The following is a 22,314-nucleotide window of genomic DNA, read 5'->3' as shown; positions in this document are numbered from 1 at the left end:
TAACAGCGGGTAGACCTCATGTTGGTTATTGGCCGGCAAGCGGTTCTCTTGCGATAGGCGTTTCAGCCGTATTTTTATTCCGGCAGCCGTTTCTTCATCTGCTTGCGGCAGTGCAGCAAGCCTTTCATGATGTGTTTTTCGACGCCGCTTTCGGATATGTTTAGCGCCTGAGCTATGTCGCGATAACTCATGCCGTGGATGTTATGCAGAATGAAAGCCTGGCGGCAGCGGAGCGGCAATTCGGCTATGGCCTGCCTTAGAATATGCAACCTTTGGGCATCTGATACCAATTGTTCGGCCGATGGCGATTCGGTCGCCGGAATCAGGGCCGGATCTTCGGACTGCGCGTAGCTTTCCGTCACCTTTGCGTGCTTCAGGTAATCGAGCGCCAGATTATGGGCGATGCGGAACAGCAGGCTGCGGGGATGTTCGATCTTTTGCCTTTCGGCTTCGCGTGACAATTTGATGTAACTTTCCTGAACAATGTCCGCCGCGATATCGCGGCAATGCAGTATGCCGAAAACATGGTAAATCAATTCGTCTTGATGTTGCTGGTAAAGAGCTTCTATGTTCAATTTTTCTTCCTTGGTCGTTAATAGCCAGATAAAGATCGCCCGGAAAAAATGAGCGTTTAACGATGCGCGATTTCACGTCTGCGCTTGAAAGCTGAAAAGCATTTTTTATGCCTAAAATAATAGAAACGGTAGACATAAAAAGGTTATTGCGGCGCCGGGCTATGCGTTTCAGGCGGGTATGAGATTTGATTCTGTTTTTTTTCGGGCGAAAATGATGCTGGCATAGCTTATACACATACTCATCAATAAGTGATTTCACGCATCATAATGCGCTAAATAACATAGTTCAGTTAAAAAGGCGGCAGGCTCTGCAAGAAGCCCTCTAATCTATGTATCTCAAGCCTGCTCAGGGGAGGCAATTCGGGCGCAGCGGAAGAAAATGCCCCTATTTTCTGACGGCTGCCTGGAATTACACCCGCCTTATACCGGTCTATAAATCGATATGGCCCAAACTGTCGATAACACAGGGCCCGAAGTTTTACAGGCCTGCATTTTTGTGACCTTCGTGGTAATTTTTGCATAACTTTAAGAAGGCATAAAAACCGGAACATTCATGCAACGAATTCGAAAACTACTCCTTTATTTCCTGTTCACGCTTTTGGGCCTGAGTATGCTTGGGCTAGGCGCGGGCTTCCTGTTCCTGGAACGGTCGCTGCCGCCGCAGGACGGCGAGTTCAGGGTGCAGGGGCTGTCCGCACCCGTCACGGTAGTGTCCGACAGCCACGGCATTCCCGTGATCAAGGCCGGCGATCGGGCCGACGCCCTGCGGGCGCTTGGCTATGTCACGGCGCGCGACCGCCTGTTTCAGATGGATCTGATGCGCCGCAAGAATGCCGGCCGATTGGCCGAGCTGTTCGGGCAGATCGCCGTCAATAACGACATCAGAGCGCGAACTTACGGATTTTCCCGCGTCGCAAAAGCAGTCGTGGCCAAACTGCCGCAGGCTCACCGGCGCTATCTCGAAGCTTACGCCGATGGCGTCAACAGTTATATCGATAACGCACGGGCCTTGCCTTTCGAATTCACGGCCTTGGATTACCGTCCTGAACGCTGGAAGCCGGAGGACAGCCTGCTGGTGGCTTTGGGCATGTTCGATAATCTGACGTCCGGGTCAGAGAAAGAAGAGCGCATGCTGACGGTCATGGAGAAAAGCCTGCCGGCCGATGTCGTGTCTTTCCTGACGCCGGATACCGATCGTTTCACCGATAGCCTGTATGGCGACGCCGAACCTTACCGGCCTGCCCGACCCATCCCTGTGGCTTCGCTGGAGACTGCGCTTGCGCGGCATGCGCCGGCGGCGCTGAAACTCACCGAAGCCGTGCAGCTGCGGGATATGGTGGCCGGCTCCAATGCCTGGGCGGTCAGCGGCGCGAAAACGCATGACGGGCGCGCCATCCTGGCCAACGACATGCATTTGGGTATTTCAGTGCCCAATACCTGGTACCGCGCCGAAATGGATTATGGCTCCGGCCGCACGGCAGGCGTGACCTTGCCCGGCATGCCCGTGTTCATCGCCGGCGGCAATGACCGGCTGGCCTGGGGCGGAACCAATCTGACGGGCGATTTCCTGGATCTGGTGAGCCTGGAGATTAATCCGCAAAATCCGGACCAGTACCGCGTCGGCGATAAATGGCGACCGTTTGAACAGATCAGCGAAACCATTCGGATCAAGGATGCCGCGCCATTGCAGGTGACCGTCAGGCGCAGCATCTGGGGGCCTGTGGCCCAGGAGCCGCTGCTGGGCAAGCCGGTCGCCGTGCACTGGAGCGCGCTCGACGACACTGTCGTCAATCTCGGGCTGCTGGATCTGGATCAGGCTGAAACGCTGGAGCAGGCCATGGCGGTCGTCAACCATACCGGGGGCCCGCAGCTGAACTTTCTGCTGGCCGATAACCATGGCCGTATCGGTTGGACGGTCATGGGCCAGATTCCCAAGCGCGTCGGTTTCGATGGCTCGGCCAGCCGTTCCTGGGCTGACGGCAAGGTCGGCTGGGACGGCTACGTCGATGAGCGCCAGCTGCCGCGCGAGATCGATCCCACCGCCGGCATACTGGTATCGGCCAATGACCGCCGCCTGGGCAAAGCGTATCCGTACGTGATCGGCCGCCAGTTCGCGAGCGGCTACCGCGCCTACCGCATCACCCAGCGGCTCAAAGAGATGCCGGCCATCAATGAAGGGGGCATGTTCGGGCTGCAGCTCGATACCGGAAACGAATTCTACGGGTTTTATCAGCAACTGGCGCTGGACGTGCTGTCGCCCAAGACGATTGAGCGGCAGCCGGAACTGCGGGAACTGCGCGACACGCTGCGGGCCTGGAACGGCAGGGCAGATACGGACAGCCTTGGCTTTGCCCTGCTGGAGCGGTTTCGGCGGCAGCTGGCGATAAGCGTGTTCAGTCCGTTCCTGGAAGCCAGCCGAAGCATGGATAAAAATTTCAACTATGCCTGGTCTTATATCGATACGCCGCTGCAGGCCATGCTCACCGAGAAAGTGCCGCAGCTGCTGCCGGACCCGGCCAATTACCACAACTGGGATGACTTCATCCTGGGCCAGTTAAAGCGCTGCGCCCAGCAACTGAAGACCGACTATCCCGATACGGCGCTGTCCGAACTGACCTGGGGCCAGGTCAACAAGGCCCGAATCGGCCATCCTTTCTCCACAGCCATGCCGCTGCTCGGGGTTCTGTTGGACATGCCGGCCGACGCCCTGGCCGGCTGCGCCAACTGCGTGCGGGCGGTCGGTCCGGCTTTCGGCGCTAGCGAACGACTGGTCGTTTCACCCGCGCATCTCGACGAAGGCATCATGCACATGCCCGGCGGCCAGTCGGGGCATCCGCTGTCGTCTTATTACCGCGATCAGCACCGCCACTGGGTGAATGGCCTGCCCCTCGCGCTGCTGGCCGGCAAGGCCGAGCACAGGCTGACGCTGAAACCCGAAGTCGATTGATCCGTTAACTGGCAGGGATTGAGCTTTTGAGGACGGGGCGCCAGAACATTAAGCAGTAAATAAATGAGGAAAAATAGCATTATAATCGTCTATTAATATAAACAGGGACTTACACTGTTTATCTGTTCAACTGCTGAAACAAGTGGTTTAAAACCTGTGGGGGCGACTTCGCCTACCAACAGGCTTGCGTAAGTCCTGATAGTAGTTTAGGTATGCCGAATATGAAGCACGATAACGATTTTAATGAGGAATCAGGGAGCGAGGCTCTGGTCGACGAACAGGCGGCCGCCTGGTTTGTGCGGCTGCGCGCGGAAAATGTCGGCTATGAAGAAAAAGCCGCGTTTGCACGCTGGCTGGCGTATAACCCCGCGCATCAGCAGGCGTACGATGATATATGCATGCTGTGGGGCGATGCTGCTTTGAAGCAGGCATTAAGCGAGGCCGAAACAAAGCCGCCAGAAATTTCCCGTCAGAAAAAAGAAGCGCGCCCTAGACAACGACTGCTGCTGGCTATGGCCGCCTGCCTGGCGCTGGCGTTTGTCTTTCGCGTTGAACTGACCGTGTTGCTCCAGGCCGACTATGCGACGAAGGTCGGCCAACAGAAAACCGTGCGCCTGGAGGACGGTTCCGTCGTCACGCTTAACACGGACAGCGCACTGGCGGTTACGATGCAGGGCGACCAGCGGACCATCGCGTTGCTGAAGGGCGAAGCTTTTTTCGATGTGCAGCCCGATGCCCGTCGGCCTTTTGTCGTTCATGGCGACCATTCCATCACGCGCGTATTGGGCACCCGGTTCTTCGTGCACGAAAAAGGCCGCAGCGATGAGGTCAAAGTATTGTCGGGCCGCGTCGAAGTGACGGATAGCCAGCGCTGGCGGCAGTCGGTTGTCCTGCGTGACGGCGATGCTGTATCGGTTGGCCGGGATGGACACAGCGCAACCGGCAGGCTCGATACGAAACTGACGACATCCTGGCTGAACGGCTATCTGGTCTTCGAAGACATTGCCCTGGGCGATGTCATTGAACAAGTGCAGCGCTACAGAAACGGCGTGGTTCTCTTCAAGGACAACAGCCTGCGCCAATTGAAAATCAACGGCCGCATCGATCTGCGCGATCCGGCGCACATCCTCGAAACACTGGAAAAGAGTCTGTCAGTCAGGATGACACATCTGAGCGACTGCCTCGTCATCATCGGCTGATGCCAAAAGCATCAGGCCGCCAAACTCTACAACCCGCCTAAAATAATTTTTTATTTTCGGAGTGAGGGATTTTCACGACTGAATCGTCTTTTAAGATGAAGTTCTGAAATAGCCGTTATTCCCTCCCAAAATACGGCTGTTCGGAACTTCTAGCACCCCAAGAAAAACGTCAGGCATGACGTCCAGAATCCAGGGATGGATTAACTGAACCACAGACATTGGCTGTCCGTGACTTGTGGGACGACTTAATGTTATTGCTGATATGCATTTAGAGGACTGCTCTGTCTTAATGAAGAAAACCGGTAAGACCGATAACATCGAAGCGGAAGGACGCATGACAACACCAAAGCTGGCGCAAGAACGCAAGAGAAGCTCCAAGCCCCCCAAGATACCCGAAGAGCGCAGGGTTCAAGAGGGTGATGACTTGCTGGATCTGTTTCCGTTGCCTCGGTATTTTCAGGTTCATTTCCAGCATGTCCATGAGAATGCCAACGATATTCAGGCGCAAATGATTCAGCTCAGGGAATATGTAACGCAAGTGGATGTGAAACTGGACCGGCTCACGGCGCTTTTAAACACGCTTTCCTGCAAACGGCAGGACGAGTGAGAAAGGCCGATCAGCCTCAGCAGGCTGCAGCGGCAATTTGTACCAATACAATGAGGTTAAGAAAATCCATGACATGCTTTGGTGGAACCGGCTTCGACAATGTTTAACGACGCCGTTCGCACCTGCGTTACCTTGACTAACCAAATAATAATAAAGCGCCAGCAGGCTGGGCCGCCGTTATCGGGCATAGTGGTGAACAACACCTGGCATTGGGGCAAATTAAGGAAGGCATATTTCCCATGTATTTATTCAATAACCACGAACAGGGCTTGATCGGGCAGAGTTTACCGCTTCTGGGCGGTGCGGCGCCATCGGTCGCGCGCAAAAAGCGAACCTTGTTTGAAGCTTTAACCGGAGAAGAAAAGCCTCGCTCGATCGGCAGTTTACTGCTTGTTCTGGTGATGCTGCTGCACATCTGGGCCGCCCAATGGTTGTTGCAGCCGAAGGAACCGGTCACGATGGCGCAACCATTGATGATGGAAGTGTCATTGGTTTCAGCGCCGGGCCCAAAAGCCGTAACCGCGCCGTCGGCACCGCCCAAACCGGCTGAACCGCCCAAACCGAAAAAAACGCAGGTCAAAAAACCCTTGAAGAAAAAAGCGCCGGAAAAGCCCAAACAAGCGAAACCGCCAAAAACAGAGGCGATCGCCGAAGAACAGCTGCCTGCGCCTTCACCTGTGGCATCGGCAGCGCAGCCGTCGAATTCGCAAAACTCAAGCGCAGCTCCCAGAACTACAGCGTCAGCAAGCAAGGCACCGAGTAATGCAGTGCCTTATACCGAAGCCAGCGTCAACGCCAACTACGGTTTCAATCCTCCGCCGAAATATCCGGCCATTGCCAAAAGGCGAGGCTGGCAGGGGACGGTACGGCTACGGGTAAGCGTGTCTGCCGAAGGCTATAGCGAAGCCGTCGCCATACACAGCAGCAGCGGTTACGAGGCGCTGGATGAGTCGGCTGTCGAGGCAGTCAAGAAATGGCGGTTCAATCCCGCCAAACGGGGCGATACGGCAGTAGCCAGCTCGGTGATCGTACCCATTAATTTTACTTTAGAACGTTAGGAGAAAAGAAGGCATGCCTTACCATATTGCTCCCCAATTGATTGTCGACGGGACTTTGTATGCATTATTGGCTTTTTCAGTGATCACCTGGACGCTGATTCTGTTCAAGCTCTGGCAATTCGGCAAGAACGGTTATTACAACCGCCGCTTTAACAGCGCGTTTTGGGATGCGCCGAATCTTGCTACCGCCCGGGCCTTGCCTGAAACGCTGGCCAGAGGGCCGCAAGCCCGTATTGCCACAAAAGGCTTCACCTGGCTGGACGGCAGCCAGCAGGCGTCAGGCAAACACCTGAAATATCAGGGGGAGCCGACCGAGCAGCTGGAACAATCGCTGCTTATTCACATGCAGCAGGAACAGCGCGCGATGGAAGCCGGCCTGACCATGCTCGCCAGCATAGGCAGCACCGCGCCCTTTGTCGGATTGTTCGGCACGGTTCTGGGCATTATGCACGCCATGCATGAAATTACCCAAAGCGGTTCGACCAGCCTGGATGTGGTCGCCGGCCCCATTGGCGATGCCCTGATCGCCACCGCCATCGGCATTGCCGTTGCCGTGCCTGCGGTACTGGCCTACAACTTCTTCATGCGCGGCGTCAAACAGCACCGCGCCGACCTGGAAAACTTCGTCGCCGGCTTCATGCACATCGTCTTTAGCGCCGACAGGCAAGGCAGGGCGTAACCATGGCCTTCAAAACGCAATCGGACAGCGAAGATGCGATGAGCGAAATCAACGTCACGCCGCTGGTAGACGTGATGCTGGTGCTGGTGATCATTTTATTGGTGACCGCACCGTTACTGACTCAATCCGTGCATGTGGCGTTGCCGAAAACCGCCGAGACCACGGCGGATGTGAAGGAGCAACCGTTGCAGCTGGGCATCGATGCGCAAGGGATCATTACGCTCAACAAACAGCCTATGGCGGACCTCGCCGCGCTGGAAACCGCGTTAAAGGATGAGATAGCGAAAAATCCCGAGACCGGCGTGCACTTATACGCCGATCAAGCCGTGGTTTATGCCAAGGTGGCCGAAATAATGGCGACTGTTCAGCATGCGGGCATCACCAAAATAGCTTTTGTAACGGTAGAACAGTAGTTTGCTTGACTTATGGAAGACCTATAAAGTCCAAAGCGAAATAGTGGATAGGCGTAATCATCTTCAGCGTTCCTATGGACTGCGACAACGATAAATGTATAAAGGAGATCATTGTAGGGTACGCATCGCGTACCTTTTTATTGGGGGATAGGAAAATGGTACGCAGTGCGTACCCTCTACATGATTTGCGCGGCATCGGTCTGTTATGCCGTGTGGAGAGAGTTTTCCAACCCGGTCAGCCGATGTCGAGCAAAAAAGTTAGCAATGCTTATCCAGCCATTCGAAAATTTTCTTCAGGACCTGTGCCCTTTCATCGGCTAGATGGTTCAAAAGCTCATGCTTTAATCCATTAAAAATAATTAACGATTTATCGTCGCTGCCCAATTTTTCATACAGTAATTCTGCGCCCGCAGCTGCCGCAATAGGGTCAGCATCACCATGACAAATTAAGGTGGGAAGTAAAATCCGGTTGGCATTGAGCAAAATATTTTTCTGTGTCAGCTTAAACTCGTGCAGCCAACTGAGCGAAACGTCTTTAACTATATAAGGATCATGCTTAAAGGCTTCAATAACTAGTGGGGCGTCCGTCAACTCATCGGGATCTATCATATTGGGAATCTTGACTTGCGGGGCTATTTCCGACAATGCATCGGCAAGAAGACCACCAAAATTGGCAAGCCAGTAGGCAAATTTTAGTGGGCATGAAGAAATCACTAATCCGCGTATTTTCGTTGAATATTGCAAGGCATAAGCCAGTGTGACAAGCGTTCCCATGCTGTGGCCAAATAAGAAGACCGGCATTTTTGCGTCTTTATTAACAATTTCATCAATAAATCGGGCTAAATCATCGACGTATTCTGTAAATGAATTGATATGCCCTCGCTCGCCGTCAGATTGCCCGAAGCCTCGCTGATCAAAGCCGAAACAGCTATACCCTTGAGCCGTAAACGATTGAAAAATGGCTTCATAGCGGCCGATGTGTTCACCCACACCATGTAGAAACACAATAGATGCCTTTGATGAAGTGCTGGACAATGTATTAAAAAAGAGAGAAAGATCGTCTCTCGTCTGAAAAAATCCTGTCATTTTAAAATATTGGTATTGATGCCCGCTGTTCACGGATTAATAAATTGATGTCCGGTTTAGGGTTCCTTTTCGGTCTCATCTTTTTTGTCTTCCTTCTCTTTTTCCTTCGTTTTATAAAGATCAATCGAGATTAAAGCAAAAACAGCAGCCCAAAGTTTGGATGCGATATTCTGTCCATATTGAAAGAAAGCGAAAGAGTCCTTGACGCCATAAGGTAAAAAGATAAAAAAATACTCCAAAACAAACCACATGGGAGGAAAAATGCCCCAGATTATCAGCAACAGGTATTTGGTTTTTAAGGTGTTTTTTCTGTACAAGATCCATAGCGTTACTACTACGGCAAGCAGGGCGAAGATTATAAAAGCGTAAATTCCATCCCGAAGTGATCCTTCATAAACGATCCGCAATCCAGGAGCATCATTATTCATTGATTTTTTCCTCCGAATGCCTGCCAGCTCTGGTCAGAAATAATCATTACCCTCATGCATTAAGTCCGCAGGGACTTTAAGTCGGGATCAGGCTTTAATTTCTGTTCAATAAAAAACCGTCAGTAACTCTCACTTTCTGCTGTTTAATAGATGATGTTCAATAATGTTATGAATTTTAAGTTCTTCCATAAGTTTTTTAACCGAAGGCAGCGATTGGGTTTTTTCATAACTCCGAGGCCAGCTATCCCATCCGTAACCCCAGCGCCATGGGGTTGGCAACCAGGGCACTCCGCCTATACGGGTGCCGACATAAATAAGACTGCCCATAACCTGCGCTTTGTTGTTCACGCATCGCCTGAGCATCTGATCAGCTTCTTGGCGGTCCTGCGCGCTGCCTCCGCACCAGTAGGCAATATCATGCGCAATACAACAGGCTGCCCATGAGTCGTCAAGCCACCGAGAACAGCCATCGGTAGTAAAAATAAAGTCAGGCTGCATCCCTGAGCCAACAGAGTCTGGACCTGCACGCTTTTTTCGGCAATAAGCTTCCGCAACCGTCTCAAGCTCATCCCGCATCGGCTTGTTTTTGGTATAAGGTTCGATAGACAGCCGGGATTCCAAAGTGGTACACCCCGTAAATAGACCGTTCATCAGCAAACACGCCAGAAATCTGTTTAGCAATGATATGAAGCGGCTATTTTTCATATGAGATTTAATGCATGATCATCGGTAACTTTATATGGGTTTAGTCAGATCGAGGCGACAATGTTTCTCGGCCTGCCTACTAAATCATCATGCGCCAATAAGCAAAAGTCAGAGCAAAATTAACTATCTGATTTGCGAAAATGGTCTGAACTTCTGAGTTTTTCCATCAGTCTGCGGACCAGCAGCCGGGGGCCGGACAGCCGGATTTTAAACCATTCCTTCACGGACTTAAGCCGGGCGATGATATGCCGATGGATGGCGCTGGACTTGATCTTGTGTATGGCCAGCATCACCAGTTCGTAAAGCCGTCTGAACCAGCCGAAGGTCATGAGTTTTTCCTTCGAGATGTTAAAGAGCCAGAAGGTGAATGCGGCGATGGGAATTTTGCCGGCATACAGCAGCGTACCGGCGATGATCTGGCCTGTGGCCATCAGCTTCAGCGCGACGATGCCCAGCAGTTCCACCTGCGTGAATAACGCCAAAAAGATGATCAGCAGCGCATGACGATCGAGCCTGGAAATCATGGCTTCGACTTTCTGTAAAATTTTGAGTCCGTGTATAAAGTTATAAATCGGCTCGGCAATGTTGTCCCAGACCAGCTCTTCCAGAACGATATAAATGCCCACCAATAATCCCAAAAAGAGGTCGGCGGTTTTGGCGATGAATTTTTTCAGCATAATTATGATTTCCATAACGCTCATTATCAGCGATTAATTGTATAGCAATTAAATGCAATCAACACAGGAGCTGGGGCAGCGGCAGAGGAGGCATCGGTATTCGACCGTACTTATCCGCATTGCGCACTGAAAAGCGCTTCGGCGCGCCTGCTGATCTCTTCATGCGACAGGTCTTCGATGCGCGAAGCCAGATACCAGATATGCCCGAAAGGGTCTTGCAGGACGCCGGTCCGGTCGCCGTAAAACTGATCCAGCAAGGGGCTGATGACTTTCGCCCCGGCATTGACGGCCTTCGCAAATTGCGTATCGACATCTTCCATATATAAATACAGGCCGACGGATGAGCCGCCCTGCGCTTGGGGACTGAGCAGCTGGCTTCGGCTGCAGGCTTCGGACAACATGAAAGATGAGTCGCCGATCCTGATTTCCGCATGCCCGATCTCGCCGTCTGGCGTAACTAGCCGGAACACTTCGGCCGCATCGAACGCGCGCTTGTAGAACTCGATGGCTTCAGTTGCGCCTTCAATGCACAGATAAGGGGTGATGCTGTGGTAACCGTCGGGGATGGGGCTGACTGTCATGACTATTCTCCTTCCGAAATGAACATACCGGACCGCTTGATATGGCCGGAAGCGGACGAGGGCAGCCTACGCCAACTCGTCATTATTAATGCCTTAGACCTCATTTCCGGGCTTTGTTGCCTTTAAGTTCGCAAACAAAGGCTACAAGTGATGCAGTGGCAAGACGGTCGTATCGATGGCCTTGCGTAATACGAAACTGGATTGTACGCCGCTGACGCCGTCGATGCGGGTCAATTTGCCGAGCAGGAATTCCTGATAATGATCCATGTCCGGCACGATCACTTTCAACAGATAATCCGCGGACTGGCCGGTGATCAGGTAGCATTCGAGCACCTCGGGCCAGGCGCTGACAAGTGCTTCGAAGTTTTCGAACCGTTCCGGCGTGTGCAGGTCCATGCTGACCTGAACTACAGCGGTCAGCTTCAGTTGCAGCTTGGCCTGATTGAGCAGGGTCACATGGCGGTCTATGAAGCCGCCGTCTTCGAGCTGCTTGACTCGCCTCGAGCAGGGCGAGGGCGAAAGCCCTATCTTGTCGGCCAGCTCCAGATTGGAAATGCGGGCGTTTTTTTGTATTTCATCCAGAATGCGTCGGTCTGTTCTATCTAGTTTCATGGCAATTCAGCAGGGTCGTTTTCGGATTTAGGCAATGGCGGAAATGATTATACAAACAGATGACGATCAGTAAGCAATAATTGCTTAAAAAGCTGTTTTTGCCGGCATATTGGCAATCATTCGCTCAAGCCTTTTCCCTATACTGTGGCTTCATTTAACGATAATTGAGCGAGGAGGCATTATGAATACAGCACAGCGAGCGGTTTTCGATCATCATAAGTACGAGCCTTGTCCAGTCATCAGCCTGCCGCAACGGCAGTGGCCCGACCGGCGGATTGAACAGGCGCCCATCTGGTGCAGCGAGGATCTGCGCGACGGCAATCAGGCGCTGATTAATCCCTTGACCATCGAGCAGAAAACGGCTTTCTTCAAGCTCCTGGTCCGAATCGGCTTCAAGGAGATCGCCGTCGGCTTTCCTTCGGCCTCGCAGACCGATTATGACTTTATCCGCCTGCTGATCGAGCAGCAACTGATACCGGACGATGTCGCGGTATCGGTGCTGATGCCGGCGCGCGAAGCGTTGATCCGGCGCAGTTTCGAGGCTTTAAAAGGCGCAAAACGGGCCATCATGCATTTTTATAATTCCACGTCCAGAGCGCAGCGCGAGCAGGTCTTCAAGATGGACAAGAATGGCATCATCGCGCTGGCCGTGGACGGCGCGCGGGTGATGAAGGAATGCGCCGCGGCGCAGCCGGAGACCGCGTGGCAGTTTCAGTATTCGCCGGAGAGCTTTACCGCGACGGAACCGGATTTCGCCGTGGAAATCTGCAACGCCGTCGCCGATGTCTGGCAGCCGACAGCCGAGCGGCCGATTATCTTCAACCTGCCGTCGACGGTTGAAGTCTCGACGCCGAATGTCTACGCCGACCAGATCGAATGGTTCAGCACGCATATCCGGCATCGCGAGGCGGTCATCATCAGCCTGCATACCCACAACGACCGGGGCTGCGCGGTAGCGGCCGCCGAATTGGGGCTCATGGCCGGCGCCCAGCGCGTCGAGGGCACGCTGTTCGGCAACGGCGAGCGCACCGGCAATGCCGATATCATGGTCATGGCCATGAATCTGTACAGCCAGGGCGTCGATCCCGAGCTGGATTTTTCCGACCTGGGCTCAATCAGCCGCCAGGTCAGCCAGTTAAACCAGATTGCCGTGCATCCGCGCCATCCCTATGCCGGCGATCTGGTGTTCACGGCTTTCTCGGGCAGCCATCAGGATGCGATCAAAAAATGCCTTGAAGCCCGCCGGCCGGGGCAGCCGTGGAACGTCGCCTATCTGCCCATCGACCCGGCCGATGTCGGGCGCGATTACCAGGCGGTCATCCGCATCAACAGCCAGTCCGGCAAAGGCGGCGCCGCTTATATCATCGAGCGGGAGCTGGGCCTGCAACTGCCGCGCTGGCTGCAGATCGAATTCAGCCAGATCGTGCAGCGCCGGACCGAAGCAGAGGCCCAGGAGATAAGCGCGCAGCAGCTGGTGGCCTTGTTCGAGCAGACTTATCTCGCCGTGCAGCCGGTTTACCAACTGGCCGGATTTCATCTCGATCACGACCAGCATGAAACGATTGCTGCGCGTCTGGTTTCGGGGGCGGGAGAGATAACGGTGACAGGAACCGGCAACGGCGCGCTGGACGCGTTTGTCAACGCGCTGGAACGGCAGTTGGGCCAGGTTATCGAAATCACCGACTATCACGAACACGCCATAACGGCCGGCAGCGATGCCAAAGCCGCCTGTTATGTCCGGCTGAAATACAACGGCGGGGCGCATACCGGCATAGCCTGCCATGCCGATATCGTCAGCGCTTCGCTGAATGCCGTTTTAAGGCCTATCCGTTAGGCTTTCGGCTGCTGCCGGTATTCTGTCGGCGAGCAGCCGAAGCGCTGCTTGAACGCGCGGCTGAAGTGCGACAAATCGTTGAAGCCCCAGCGGAATGCGATGTCGGAAAGCCGATGACCGGCGTGGACTGGGTCAATCAGGTCTTTCCGGCAGTTTTCGAGCCGTCGCTGCCAGATATAGCGCATCAGGGAAGTGTCTTCGTCCTTAAACAAATCATTGATATAGCGCGGCGACAAGCCGACGCCGCCGGCGACCCGCGCGGTATCCAGATCCGGATTGGCAAGATGGCGTTCGATGAATGCCTTGACTCTGTTCAGCGCGATGGAACGGCTTCTGGACACGTTGAAGTTTGCCGGGCGCACAGAGGCCAACGCCAATGTCAGCAGATCAAGGGAATGATCGGCTAGCGCGGAAAATTCCTGCGCATTCAATTGGCCGGTCTGGCTCGCAGCAGTGCGGATGAAATTGGCCGCCACGGAACCGATGCCTTTATTGCCGGGGATACGCAGTGCCGTGCAATGCTCAATGCCGGCTATTCTGTCCCGGAGCATCGGCCTTGGGACCGAAACGATCAGTTTCGAAAAGTGCTGCGGGCAGTGTATGCGATGGGGCTGCGTGGCGTCGTAAAGCGTCATATCCCCCGGCTGCAGAACAACGGTTTTGCCGTTTTGCTCCAGCAGGTAGCCGCCTGAGAGCAGGACGACCGCAAAGTAGGCATCCTGACTGACCAAATGCGGCTCGCGCGGCAGCCGCTCCAGGCAAATGGCGCTCGACCGTATGGCGGACAGGCGCAAATTCTGCCACGGGTATATCGTCATCTCATTGAACAGGCTGCCGTCGGCCGGCGGTGTGACTTCGACATTGGCATATTCCCGCCCTATCACTTCGCGCAGCCATTCATGCCGCTCTCGCGCCGGGAGATCAGCGGTCGATAGCTTGATTTCCGGCGTCATGCCTGAATCTTTTGAGGACTCCGAGGCTATCGAGCCATAAATATCCATAATCAAAACTCCTGAGATAGAAACCGGCTTTTGCCAATAGTAGAGACAAGCGCGTTGTGTGTAAATGGACGGCCTATTGCCGTTTCAGTCAAACAATTGTTCCGTCCAAGGCAGGCGTGTGATCGGCCGTGTATTTATACTGAAGAGACAGTATGAATTCAAATGAATAGGGCAGAACATGAGGCAATTAGGTATGGATCAGGATTCAAGACATGCGGGCAATGTGCTTTTAATCAGAGGCGCCGCTTTATGGCTGCTGGCGGCGTTGGTGCTGGCGTGGTGCATGGTGGGCATGAATTTGGGCATGTCGCCGCTCAAGCTGGTTTTTCAGGGCAAGATCACGCGCTTGCTGCAGGCGCATCTGGATTTTCTGTTAATGAGCGCGCTGCTGTTCGGCTTTTATGCGGCCAAGGTGCCGCTGCCCTGGCATGTGCGCTGGGCCATGGTGGTCGGCGCATTCACCAATTCGAGCCTGTTTCTTCTGCAGGCCGTATTTCCGGTACTGGATGCGCCAGTTCCGGCCGAAGGACTGTTGCCGGCGGCGTTTCGCCTGTTTCTGATGATGAGCATCATCATCACGAGTTACGGGTTTGGCAGGGGCGCTGTGATTATTTTATTGTCTACATTCAGTAAGAATAGCCTCGGCTTGGAAAGCTCAGGCAGGGCTTCCGGGTTCAGTGAAATGTCAAACGAAGGCAAGGAAGCGATACTGGAGAACCGGTTGTCGGCCAGGTCGGAAAACAGCAATTTCTCTTAAATTATCCAGCTTCCGGGAACTCAACCTGAGCCAAGCATTGCAGGAACAGTTCCTGGCACAAGCCGCGGTGATGCAGCTCTTCGCGTAGTTTCTCAATGCGCTGGGCAGCGGCGCTGTTTTCGCAAAGGCGATAACTGACGATGATCAACAGTTTCGCTTCAGAGCGCCGAAATGCCAACAAGGCGATTAAGTCCAGAGTCGCTTGATCAACCCATTGCGCGTTATCGATAATTAGGATAAAGGTCGAACCGGTACTCAAATTCTCAAAAAATTCGGCGGCCTCTCTCAACATGCGGCGCGTATTGTTTTGGGAGACTTTTGGAATGATGGCTGCAAGTTTGTCATCGCTCAACAGATTCGACATTTGGAAGAGCCAGGTGGGAGCAGTCTGTTCCAGACGCTCAATCAATGTTTTTCCGGAGGGTTCGCGGCAACGACGTTCCAGAGCCTCCAATAAGGGCAGGAAGGGTTCCGCAGTCCCGTGCAGTTGCACGCCCCGGGCACGGAGTACGGCCAGGTTGGGGGATATGATTCTGGAAAGGAACATATCGATCAAGGTAGTTTTGCCCGCGCCGCGCTCACCGCTCAGAAAAAACAGGCATCGCTCTTTTCTAGCCGCCTGATGAAAGGCTCTCTGAAGCAGATCCAATTCCGAAAGGCGTTCAATCCAGGCCGGTGAAGGCTCAATTTTAGGTTGGTAATGCAAAAGGGTAACATTATCATGAGGCCGATTAACGGCGACATCGGCCAGAAAACGGTAGCCCCGCCTGTTGACCGTTGATATAAAACGTGGTGTTTTGTGGTCGTCCTGCAAAATATTGCGCAAGGAATTAACGGCCAGCCGTAATGCCGAATCATCGACAATCCGGCCATCCCACACCGCATTGAACAACTCTTCCCGCGATATTAACTGACCTGCATGCTGCAGAAAATAAAGCAATAAGCGGTAAATCTTGGGCGGTAAATTGACGGGTGTTTCACCTTCCCACAATAGATAAGTTGCTATTTCCAGGCGAAACGTTCCAAATTCATAAATAGAATCTTGATCCATTGACACAAGCATAAAAAGCCTGAATAGAATAATCCCAGACTCTAACACAAAAATAACAAATTGCTAACAACTTGCAGATGCGGCCTGAGTATACTGGCGTTAATTAAAAAAATTAAGTTGTTTTTAAGTTGTTTTTAAGGTGCTGTACGATCAAGGTACTGAAACCAGGTGGAATTGCTGGAATTGGAGAAGTAAAAAATGGAGACGATGTTGAAAAAGCTTTTCTCAATCGAGTTCTTCCATTGGCTTTACTTTGTGGCTGGATGCCGGAGACGTTAAAAAATATAAAAGCCAAACTCGCCGCGAGGCGGGGACGGAAAGCTACGGGTCTTTATTAAAGGTTAATGATAGAAGACGGCTGGGTTGCAAATTATTTTTCAACATAATTTGTAATATTTTGGAATTTATAATAATGAAAAAACAAGCTTATTTTTTGGGAGCCGCCGCATTAACGCTGGCATCTGTTACTTTTACCCCAAGCGCGGGCGCCGCGATCGTTAATGCTAACAGTGAAGGATATGGGCTCTTTGTAAATTTGGATGTTCTAAACTCAAACTTGCTGTCAGTAACAACACTTGCAGGTATATCGGGAACAGCTCCGGCGCCATATAGTCTGAATAATGCGCTTTTAGATCTTAATGCTGGCGCCACTATATTAGGAGTTCAAGCTCATGCCTCAGCCGATACAATTAATGGATCGGCGAATTCCAATGTTGATGGATCGGCCGGCAGTAAAACCACTGGCGCGTCCGGCGGCGTCGAAGATTTAAACATCAATGCTGATCTTTTATCGATTTTAGGCCTTTCAAGCCTGCTTGAGCTGGATAATGTTACTTTAAGCTCCAGCGCCGAGGTAACGGGGGATTATGGCAACCTGACTGCCTCAGGAGGTGCTAATATCACATCGCTAAACTTGAGCATATTGGGCCAGGATATCCAAGTTGACGCCAATGCCGGCGCAAATTCCATAATTGATTTAAATGCACTTGGACTCATTGGTGCCACTTTAATTCTCAACGAACAGATAGCGGATTGCTCCAATTCTTTTTGTTCAATGACGGTCAATGCGCTGCGCTTATCCTTAAATGGTCTAGCCGGCTTATTTGACACCGACATCATCATCGGACACGCCTATGCGGAAATGTCGGCTGAGAATATATCAGCCGTTCCCGTGCCAGCGGCAGTCTGGTTATTCGGTTCGGCAATGGTTGGGCTAGCCGGTTTCTCGCGCCGTAAAACAAGCGCTTCAGAGGCTTGATCCGGTCAATTAGAAATATCTCTAAAGGGGGCGCAATGCTCCCTTTTTTATTGCGCATCAACCTGATGAAACACGCTATAGCTTCTGATTACACAGTCTTTAAGCCCATTGGACCGTGATCATTTTGGGGCGGATTAAAGCGCCTACAGCGGTCCCGACAGTTCCAGCAGGCTGACCACGTTCATCCTGATGGCCAGACGGGTCAGTTCGATATCGCTGGCGACGCCCAGTTTCTTCTTGATCAGGTAATGGCAGTTCAGCACGGTTTTTGGGCTGATATGCAGCAGGCGGGCGATGTCTTCGGTCGGGCGCGCTTCGGCCAGCAGGCGCAGAATCTCGAATTCGCGCACGGTCAGGTCTTCCAGCGCGATGCGGTCGGCGCCCAGCTTTTCCAGGGCAAGCGCCTGGGCAATATCGGCGCTCAGCGTGTGGCGGCCGGCATGGACGTCGTAGACGGACCGGATCAGGACATCGGGGGCACTGCTCTTGGTGACGTAGCCTAATGCCCCAGCCCGCGCGGCCTGAACCGCAAATCCCGGATGCTGGTGCATGCTGAAAACCAGGATTCTGGCATCGGAGCGGCGCTGCCGGATGCGTGCGATAACCTCAAGCCCGCCCTGGCCGGGCAGCGAAAGATCCATGATGACCAGATCGGGATTGCATTCCTTAAAGCGGGCATAGGCCTCCAGGCCGTCAGCCGCCTCCGCGACGACCTCCAGTCCGGGTTGCTTTTCCAGCAGAGAGCGGTAGCCTTCGCGGACGATGGCATGATCGTCGACCAGCAAGATCCTGATGTACGTTGAGGTTGTCATGCCGGGGCTCCTGTCGCAGGCTGCAACGGCAGCCATGCCCGGACCATGAGTCCGCCGGTCTGAATCGGAGCCAGCGTCAGCTGGCCGCCCAGCGCCGTCACGCGCTCGCGCATGCCGAGCAGGCCGATGCCGGAACTGTCTTCAAACGGCAGTTTGTCGGCGATGCCGTCGTCTTCTACCTGCAGTTCTACAAGTCCATCAGACAGTTTGATCATGACTTTCGCGTTGGCGGCGCCCGAATGCTTGGCGATATTGGTCAGGCATTCCTGCACGATGCGGAAGATGTTGACAGGCACGGGCTCGGGCAGTTGGCCAAGATCGCCGTTGATGGTCAGCTGATAGTGAATTTTGCCGCCGTTTCGGGCATTCCAGCCGGTTATCAGGCTGTTCAACGCGACCGACAATCCCAGTTCATCAATATCCATGGGCCGCAATCGCAGCAGCATGCCGCGCAATAAATCCATCATGTGACCGGTAATGCGGGCGATGTTTTTGCCTTCGGGAACCAGCGCAGGGCAGTCCTGTTCCGCCGTCTGCATCATGGAGGCAGTGACGGCGTTGATGGCGGCCAGACATTGGCCGAACTCATCGTGCAGCTCGCGCGCCAGATAGCGGCGCTCTTCCTCCTGAACGGTCAGCAACTTCAGGGCCAGCATCCGGCGCTCGGCGAGCAGCTGCTGCTGGCTGGCCGCCAGTTGATTGATAGCTTGGCCGGTGCGCTGCCATTCGGCCAGCTCGAAAGCGGGCAGGCGGTCAGACAAATTTCCATTGCTCATGCTTTCCAGGCCGGCAACAATCACTTGCGCAGGCCGCAAGGCGCGGTTCACCGTGACATAAACCAGCAGGCAAAGGGCCAGCACGGTTGTTGCGGACAGTCCCATCAGGCCGCGAAGCTGTTGCCAAGTGCTGGCGATCTCGATTTCGGCGCTGGGCGCGACGACGACGGCGCCATAAACATGGTTACGAAAGGCAACCGGGCGCATAGTCTCAAAACCAGGCTTGAACGCCCACCGGTAAATGCTTTCGAACCAGTCCGGCCCGCTCTGGGCAGAGGTATTGCCGCCGCTGCAAACACTGCGGACCTGATCCCCGTCTGCCGGTATGAACCACACGCAAGCGCCGGAGATGGCGCCCATCTGTTGCCATAGCCCCAGATCAGGGAAGCGCGCCGTGTGATCGAAGCCCGCATTGATGCGCAGCAGCTGCAATTCCAGTTGTCTGCCTATTGAGTCAGCCTTTGAACGGGCCTCATGCCGGAATTCCTGATCGGCCTGATACAGCACCCAGCCTGTCGTTGCGATCAGGCAGGCAAAGCCGATCAGGATGATGCGCGATAGCAAATGAAGTTTCAGATTCATAGTAATGTCGGATGAGCTTTCTTGCTGACGATCAGGCGGTTTGAGGCACGGTGCGTCTTTGCTCGCATTTTATGCGTTTGTGGCCGGTATGGAAAGCTGTCTTGATAAGGTCGGGCAAATTGCCCGTTTTTAGCAGGCAACGATCAGGTTACTGGCATATGCATGCCTATTAATCTGGCAACTGCCGCCAAGGCAGATTTTTAAGAGGAGAAAGATGATGAAATTAATAAGTGCGCGTTTAATCCCAGCTTGGGTAGTGCTGAGCATGGGGCTGGTTTTCAACGGGGCCGCTCATGCAAGCGTCCGCATAGCGGTTTTGAATTTCGAACTGAACGATATCACTTCAATGCCCAATACGCCGGACGAGCTTGTTCGCACGGCTACATTCAGACCGTTGCTTGAACAGGCGATCAGCCGGGCCGGTGACTATGAAATCATTCACATCAATATCAGTGAACAGGCGGCTGCCAATGCCGGGTTCGGCTATCTTTTCAAATTCCATGACGATGCGGCCGCGCTGGCCAGGCAGTGGAATGCCGACTGGGTCGTTGTCGGGCAGCATAGCAAGCCCAGCTTCCTGTTTTCTTATTTGATGGCGTATCTGGTCAATGTGAAAAAACCCGATCTCTCAGCAAGATACGCTATCGAACTGAAAGGCACGCATGAGAAGGTGACGAGGCGCGGAATCGATGCGCTAGCGAAAAAGATTCATGCTTTGATCAATCGGATGTGAATGCCAATGGGCTGCGCACAAGATTAAGCTGACTCTGGCCGCACTCCTGATCTACGGTAACAAATAGCGGGAATCTGTCCGCTGAGCATTTTTGTGGCTCAGCTTGACTATAGGCCAAACTGAACTATTCTCAGATTAACCCGATTAACTTGTCCGTAAGATCACAGGAGTGTATCTCAATGTTAAAAAAGATTTCCCCTTTATTATTGCTCTGCTCATTTGAGCTGTGTGCCGATCCTGGGCCCTTAAAGGCGCCCGGAGGCTCCACTGGTTCCGTAGATCCCGTAGCACCTGTAGAAGCGCAGCTTGTGGCAATTGATGATAGTGTCACCGTAATGCCAAATAATGTTGATTCTGTGACTGGCGATGTGTTGGCAAATGACATGAATGGGACAACTGTTTACCTTAACAATTCGCCAGCCAGTGATTATGGCACTCTACTTTTAAATTCTGACGGTAAATTTACTTATACATTGTATAAAAATGCCCCCAGCATCAATAAATTGTTGGCTGGTGAAGTTGTTACTGACCCTTTTTCCTATACCCTTATCGACCAGTATGGCCAAAGCGCTACTGCGAAATTGAATGTTACTATTATCGGCAACCCGGTCGGTGCTGATGGCAATACCATTTTTGAACAGCCGAAGGATGAGCTTTACGACAATGTGGATGTTGAATTTAATGACCGTTCTGCCGATGCAACACCTCTTAATTCCACCAGAAACATTAAAGGGCATTTGCTTCATTCGGATGATAAAGATTGGTTTTTCCTACACAGTGCCGGTAACGAAATTATCAAGCTTGCCGTTTGCCCACAGGGCAGCAGTTGTTTCGGCAAGAAAAGCTGGGTGTTGTATGTATTTGACAGCACTTTGCTACAGCCTGAGATGGAAGAGCTGAGTTTTCCGTTTCAACGTTGGGTGACCGAGACTGGCACTACCAAAGACATACTTGGAAATACAATTCTGGATAATGCTTGGGCGGGTAGCTCAAACCACATGTATCTGGCTTACAGGTATGGTCTCTTCGATGGAGCTCTCATCGGTATAGTCGATCCTTGTTATGATACCACTAATTCTGTTGAAATCGGTGTTCCTCCAGGGGAAAGAGATTACTTGATTGCTATTTCCTCACCTCTAAAAGGAGATGCAGACAAAGAAGCCGAATGTGGTCAAGGGTCGGTTGTTTTACGTAAACCTGGATTTCCTGTAGTTGGTTTAGATTCAAAAGGAGTGGCTAAAAGCTATGGAACTACACAGGAATATGTCACAGCTTTCCCTTTTAGTGATGATCAATACACTATCAATGTAACTGGCACTGGTCTCGATCCATTATCATCATCACTCCATCCCTTATTATCAACATCGGCAGTTGAAAAATCGTCGACATTCGATGGCTCTGTCGGCGAACTGGATATCCCTAAAGTCAAGGTTGATGGCAAGTTCTATGAGGCGCGCTTAGTAAGGCAAGGCCCATCATCAGGTGATACTTATAATTTCGCTCTATCAGCGCTTAATGAACTTGGCGCTGGAGAGGTTGCCGATCCATTCCAGGCCACGTATAACCCGGCTAACCAACAAGTGTTAATCCCTCGCGTGACCGATGCCGGCAGCGGCAATGCTTTTTCTGTCGTTATGCAATATCATCCGCCGGTTAACGGTATTGCCGAATGGCTGGAAGCGATTGCTATTACGCCTATCAAGTAGCCTGTAGACGGACGATATAGCCCCTTGCCTCAGCAGTTTTCTAAGATGTCTCGGAGAGACTGTTTTATTTGACTGCTTGAGGCAATTGCCTCAAACAAAAGATAAGCCTGTTTTTACTGGCATCCACGGTTAGCATAACGGCGGGGACGCCGGCCTTCTGCTATTTCTTGCCACACTGTCTATATCATCTATAATCACACCTCTAGCTAATGCTGATCCATATATTTCCAGTAATTA

The 22,314-nt window shown here is 52.8% G+C and carries 22 protein-coding genes and 1 riboswitch; of the genes, 11 read left to right on the top strand and 11 right to left on the bottom strand.

The window, feature by feature from the left end; all coding sequences use genetic code 11:
• Positions 1 to 74: 74 nt before the first annotated feature.
• The gene (locus ACTNE6_RS18895) at positions 75 to 575 is read right to left on the bottom strand and encodes an RNA polymerase sigma factor (RefSeq protein ID WP_442497869.1); all 501 of its coding nucleotides are present in this window, start codon (positions 573 to 575) and stop codon (positions 75 to 77) included.
• A gap of 553 nt (positions 576 to 1,128) precedes the next feature.
• On the opposite strand from ACTNE6_RS18895, the gene ACTNE6_RS18890 reads away from it, so the two are divergent.
• The 6 genes from ACTNE6_RS18890 (at position 1,129) to ACTNE6_RS18865 (ending at position 7,478) form a co-directional block, all read left to right on the top strand.
• A complete protein-coding gene (locus ACTNE6_RS18890; protein ID WP_442497868.1) occupies positions 1,129 to 3,522 on the top strand; it encodes a penicillin acylase family protein in 2,394 nt (797 codons plus the stop codon).
• 221 nt (positions 3,523 to 3,743) lie between these two features.
• Complete coding sequence (locus ACTNE6_RS18885; RefSeq protein WP_442497867.1) at positions 3,744 to 4,721, top strand: FecR family protein; 978 nt, start codon at positions 3,744 to 3,746, stop codon at positions 4,719 to 4,721.
• 289 nt (positions 4,722 to 5,010) lie between these two features.
• The gene (locus tag ACTNE6_RS18880; protein ID WP_442497866.1) at positions 5,011 to 5,328 is read left to right on the top strand and encodes a hypothetical protein; all 318 of its coding nucleotides are present in this window, start codon (positions 5,011 to 5,013) and stop codon (positions 5,326 to 5,328) included.
• Between the two features lie 239 nt (positions 5,329 to 5,567).
• Positions 5,568 to 6,386: a TonB family protein gene (locus tag ACTNE6_RS18875; RefSeq protein ID WP_442497865.1), complete on the top strand. Its 819-nt coding sequence runs from the start codon at positions 5,568 to 5,570 to the stop codon at positions 6,384 to 6,386.
• A gap of 13 nt (positions 6,387 to 6,399) precedes the next feature.
• The gene (locus tag ACTNE6_RS18870; protein WP_442497864.1) at positions 6,400 to 7,065 is read left to right on the top strand and encodes a MotA/TolQ/ExbB proton channel family protein; all 666 of its coding nucleotides are present in this window, start codon (positions 6,400 to 6,402) and stop codon (positions 7,063 to 7,065) included.
• A 2-nt stretch (positions 7,066 to 7,067) separates the two neighbouring features.
• Positions 7,068 to 7,478: an ExbD/TolR family protein gene (locus ACTNE6_RS18865; protein ID WP_442497863.1), complete on the top strand. Its 411-nt coding sequence runs from the start codon at positions 7,068 to 7,070 to the stop codon at positions 7,476 to 7,478.
• Positions 7,479 to 7,736: 258 nt separating this feature from the next.
• On the opposite strand, the gene ACTNE6_RS18860 is transcribed toward ACTNE6_RS18865, so the two are convergent.
• The 6 genes from ACTNE6_RS18860 to ACTNE6_RS18835 form a co-directional block, all read right to left on the bottom strand.
• On the bottom strand, positions 7,737 to 8,564 hold the full coding sequence (locus ACTNE6_RS18860) for an alpha/beta hydrolase (RefSeq protein WP_442497862.1): 828 nt from the start codon (positions 8,562 to 8,564) through the stop codon (positions 7,737 to 7,739).
• Between the two features lie 56 nt (positions 8,565 to 8,620).
• On the bottom strand, positions 8,621 to 8,992 hold the full coding sequence (locus ACTNE6_RS18855; protein ID WP_228779186.1) for a hypothetical protein: 372 nt from the start codon (positions 8,990 to 8,992) through the stop codon (positions 8,621 to 8,623).
• A 129-nt stretch (positions 8,993 to 9,121) separates the two neighbouring features.
• Positions 9,122 to 9,643 (bottom strand): hypothetical protein, encoded by a 522-nt coding sequence (locus ACTNE6_RS18850; protein WP_442497861.1) that lies wholly within the window; start codon positions 9,641 to 9,643, stop codon positions 9,122 to 9,124.
• Positions 9,644 to 9,816: 173 nt separating this feature from the next.
• A complete protein-coding gene (locus ACTNE6_RS18845) occupies positions 9,817 to 10,374 on the bottom strand; it encodes a hypothetical protein (RefSeq protein WP_442497860.1) in 558 nt (185 codons plus the stop codon).
• Positions 10,375 to 10,484: 110 nt separating this feature from the next.
• A complete protein-coding gene (locus tag ACTNE6_RS18840) occupies positions 10,485 to 10,955 on the bottom strand; it encodes a VOC family protein (protein ID WP_442497859.1) in 471 nt (156 codons plus the stop codon).
• Positions 10,956 to 11,096: 141 nt separating this feature from the next.
• Complete coding sequence (locus ACTNE6_RS18835; protein ID WP_194971000.1) at positions 11,097 to 11,567, bottom strand: Lrp/AsnC family transcriptional regulator; 471 nt, start codon at positions 11,565 to 11,567, stop codon at positions 11,097 to 11,099.
• Positions 11,568 to 11,748: 181 nt separating this feature from the next.
• On the opposite strand from ACTNE6_RS18835, the gene leuA reads away from it, so the two are divergent.
• Positions 11,749 to 13,401 carry a 2-isopropylmalate synthase gene (gene leuA, locus ACTNE6_RS18830; RefSeq protein ID WP_442497858.1) on the top strand — a complete coding sequence of 551 codons (1,653 nt, stop codon included), beginning with the start codon at positions 11,749 to 11,751 and terminating at the stop codon, positions 13,399 to 13,401.
• Here leuA and ACTNE6_RS18825 read toward each other — a convergent pair.
• Positions 13,398 to 14,402, bottom strand: coding sequence for a helix-turn-helix domain-containing protein (locus tag ACTNE6_RS18825; RefSeq protein ID WP_442497857.1), 1,005 nt, complete (start codon positions 14,400 to 14,402; stop codon positions 13,398 to 13,400). The two genes, leuA and ACTNE6_RS18825, sit on opposite strands and share 4 nt — an antisense overlap.
• Before the next feature lie 178 nt (positions 14,403 to 14,580).
• Here ACTNE6_RS18825 and ACTNE6_RS18820 point away from each other — a divergent pair, with 178 nt between their 5' ends.
• Positions 14,581 to 15,159 carry a hypothetical protein gene (locus tag ACTNE6_RS18820; RefSeq protein WP_442497856.1) on the top strand — a complete coding sequence of 193 codons (579 nt, stop codon included), beginning with the start codon at positions 14,581 to 14,583 and terminating at the stop codon, positions 15,157 to 15,159.
• 1 nt (position 15,160) lies between these two features.
• Here ACTNE6_RS18820 and ACTNE6_RS18815 read toward each other — a convergent pair whose 3' ends face one another.
• Complete coding sequence (locus tag ACTNE6_RS18815) at positions 15,161 to 16,210, bottom strand: AAA family ATPase (RefSeq protein WP_434482518.1); 1,050 nt, start codon at positions 16,208 to 16,210, stop codon at positions 15,161 to 15,163.
• A 280-nt stretch (positions 16,211 to 16,490) separates the two neighbouring features.
• Positions 16,491 to 16,581, top strand: a riboswitch (cyclic di-GMP riboswitch).
• A gap of 41 nt (positions 16,582 to 16,622) precedes the next feature.
• Between ACTNE6_RS18815 and ACTNE6_RS18810 the strand changes: the two genes are divergently transcribed.
• Positions 16,623 to 17,468: a choice-of-anchor P family protein gene (locus ACTNE6_RS18810; protein ID WP_442497855.1), complete on the top strand. Its 846-nt coding sequence runs from the start codon at positions 16,623 to 16,625 to the stop codon at positions 17,466 to 17,468.
• Between the two features lie 143 nt (positions 17,469 to 17,611).
• On the opposite strand, the gene ACTNE6_RS18805 is transcribed toward ACTNE6_RS18810, so the two are convergent.
• Positions 17,612 to 18,280 (bottom strand): response regulator, encoded by a 669-nt coding sequence (locus ACTNE6_RS18805; RefSeq protein ID WP_442497854.1) that lies wholly within the window; start codon positions 18,278 to 18,280, stop codon positions 17,612 to 17,614.
• On the bottom strand, positions 18,277 to 19,638 hold the full coding sequence (locus ACTNE6_RS18800) for an ATP-binding protein (RefSeq protein WP_442497853.1): 1,362 nt from the start codon (positions 19,636 to 19,638) through the stop codon (positions 18,277 to 18,279). The genes ACTNE6_RS18805 and ACTNE6_RS18800 overlap by 4 nt, the downstream gene beginning before the upstream one ends.
• A 214-nt stretch (positions 19,639 to 19,852) precedes the next feature.
• On the opposite strand from ACTNE6_RS18800, the gene ACTNE6_RS18795 reads away from it, so the two are divergent.
• Positions 19,853 to 20,371 (top strand): DUF2380 domain-containing protein, encoded by a 519-nt coding sequence (locus ACTNE6_RS18795; RefSeq protein WP_442497852.1) that lies wholly within the window; start codon positions 19,853 to 19,855, stop codon positions 20,369 to 20,371.
• Between the two features lie 179 nt (positions 20,372 to 20,550).
• Positions 20,551 to 22,077, top strand: coding sequence for an Ig-like domain-containing protein (locus ACTNE6_RS18790; RefSeq protein ID WP_442497851.1), 1,527 nt, complete (start codon positions 20,551 to 20,553; stop codon positions 22,075 to 22,077).
• The last annotated feature ends 237 nt before the right edge of the window (positions 22,078 to 22,314 follow it).

It is taken from the genome of Methylobacter sp. sgz302048 (assembly GCF_052162025.1).
Taxonomy (GTDB): domain Bacteria; phylum Pseudomonadota; class Gammaproteobacteria; order Methylococcales; family Methylomonadaceae; genus Methylobacter.
This window is presented reverse-complemented; position numbering and strand designations above follow the sequence as displayed.